Below are 1,671 nucleotides of genomic sequence, written 5' to 3'. Positions count from 1 at the left end.
TCGGAGCGGGGAACGAAGGGTCGTCGAGCTTGACGGAGAGGTAGTCGCGCTCCGTCTCCTTCGCGGTCTTCTGCCAGGCGGCGCCGAATTCCACGTTGCGGCTGTCGAGGATGCGGAAGTCGGGGCCCTTGTCGGAGGTGCGCTCGGCGCGAACGATCTTGGCCTTAACGTTGAGGTTGAGGGTCTTGATGACGCCGGTGAAGCCGTTGTCGGTCGAGGTGAAGGTGCCGATGGAAGCCATTGTCTCATTCCTTTGGTTTTCTCAGGCCGCGCCCACCGCGACCTCGATGGTGGTCGATGAACCGGAGGCGATCGGACCGCACCCCACGGGGCTGGAACGCAGTGGAAGACGGCACGCGGCGGTTTTTTTGTCTCGCGATGCAAAGCCGAAGGCGGCGGAAAAAAGCCGGCGACGTCCGTTGCGGAAATAAGATCGAGAGGGAGCGAAGCGAGATCGCCCTTCGGTCAGACCAGCTCCATCGAGGTGCGTTGGGCACGAGCCACCGAAGGCACACGGGGAGGAAAGACAAGCCCGATGCCATGGCTCTTTCTTCCGGGAGCAACGGCCCCTGATCGCACTCGCTTGACGCTGCCCTTCATGGACCAAGCAGCCGAAAGCCGACACGCCACCGCTGGCTCCGAACATCCTCTCTGGTCGAGAGGTACAGCAGAAGTCCGCCAGGGAGATTGGGCCGATGACTGCGCCCCTGCATCCGATGAAGCCTCGGACAGCGCGTGTGGACGAACGGAGGACGGCTCGTCGCTATCCTCCAAGAGCCGGGGTATCACGCGTCAGGCATCCTCACGCTCCACCTCGGGCCGTGGCTGCAGGCCGTGCAGGTAGGTGGCGGCGCGTTGCGTGTGAGCAGCCGCCTGAAAGATCGCCCGCTTATCATCGGCGAGGGTCTTCAGCCAGCATCCGAGGTACCCGGCGTGGTCAGGCCGCGGTTCCAGGTCGGCGACAATTCCGAGATCGCGTAGAGGAGCGTCGAACCAATCTCCGCCACGAGTTCCTCGCGCGCCCTCTCGGAATGATCCTTTGCGTAGCGGCTGAGATCTCGGCCGACGCGGCGAGGGTCGGCGCATTCCTTGCGGGTGAGGATGCAATGCGCAAGCTCGGCGCGCAGTTCAGCGATTCCGGTGTGAATGTCGAGAACCATCGTCATGTGAAGCTCCTTCGTCTCGTTGACGAAGGCGGATCACCGGGCGTTGGAGGGACGGGACAGGATCGTGAAGCGACCGGCGGGGTCGGCGCGTGGGGAGCCGATTTCGTTGTCGCGCGGCGGTGGCAAAATTGGGGGCACCGCGCGTCCTTGACGCGGCCTGACTGCCAGTATGATGGATGGCAATGAGAGAAAGATGGCCTGGCACAACATTGCGGCTGCGTCCATTTCGCGGCGCGAAAGCGCCGTGTAACCCGCGACTGCTCAGCTCTCGGGGAAGTCGCCCGGCCAGATCTGTGCACCATGAAGGACGCACAGAATGCGCACGAATGTCGTCGTCACGGTATAGGCAGCGATATAGGGCGTGCCGGGAATAACGAACTCCCGCGTTCCCGGGACACGGCCGGGCCTCCCGCTTTCAGGAAACTCCAAGAGGCGATGGGCCGCGGCCGAAATCCGCTCGTCGACGGCGATGGCGGCCTTCGGACTATCAGCTTCGATATGGGTG

General features: G+C 63.6%; 2 protein-coding genes and 1 pseudogene. All 3 read right to left on the bottom strand.

Annotated features, from left to right (window positions below; genetic code table 11):
- Nucleotides 1-241, bottom strand: a 241-nt coding sequence (locus tag K9U40_RS22870) for a DUF736 domain-containing protein (protein ID WP_282892383.1), incomplete at its 3' end; no start/stop codon positions are given.
- A 551-nt stretch (nt 242-792) separates the two neighbouring features.
- Nucleotides 793-1,136: pseudogene (locus K9U40_RS22865) on the bottom strand (zincin-like metallopeptidase domain-containing protein); the annotation flags it as partial.
- Between the two features lie 291 nt (nt 1,137-1,427).
- A partial coding sequence (locus K9U40_RS22860; RefSeq protein ID WP_282892382.1) for a type II toxin-antitoxin system RelE/ParE family toxin occupies nt 1,428-1,671 on the bottom strand: 244 nt, incomplete at its 5' end.

It is taken from the genome of Xanthobacter autotrophicus (assembly GCF_030015065.1).
Classification (GTDB): Bacteria; Pseudomonadota; Alphaproteobacteria; order Rhizobiales; family Xanthobacteraceae; genus Xanthobacter; species Xanthobacter autotrophicus_D.
Note: the sequence above shows the minus strand (reverse complement) of the source record. Positions and strands in the feature narration are given on the sequence as shown.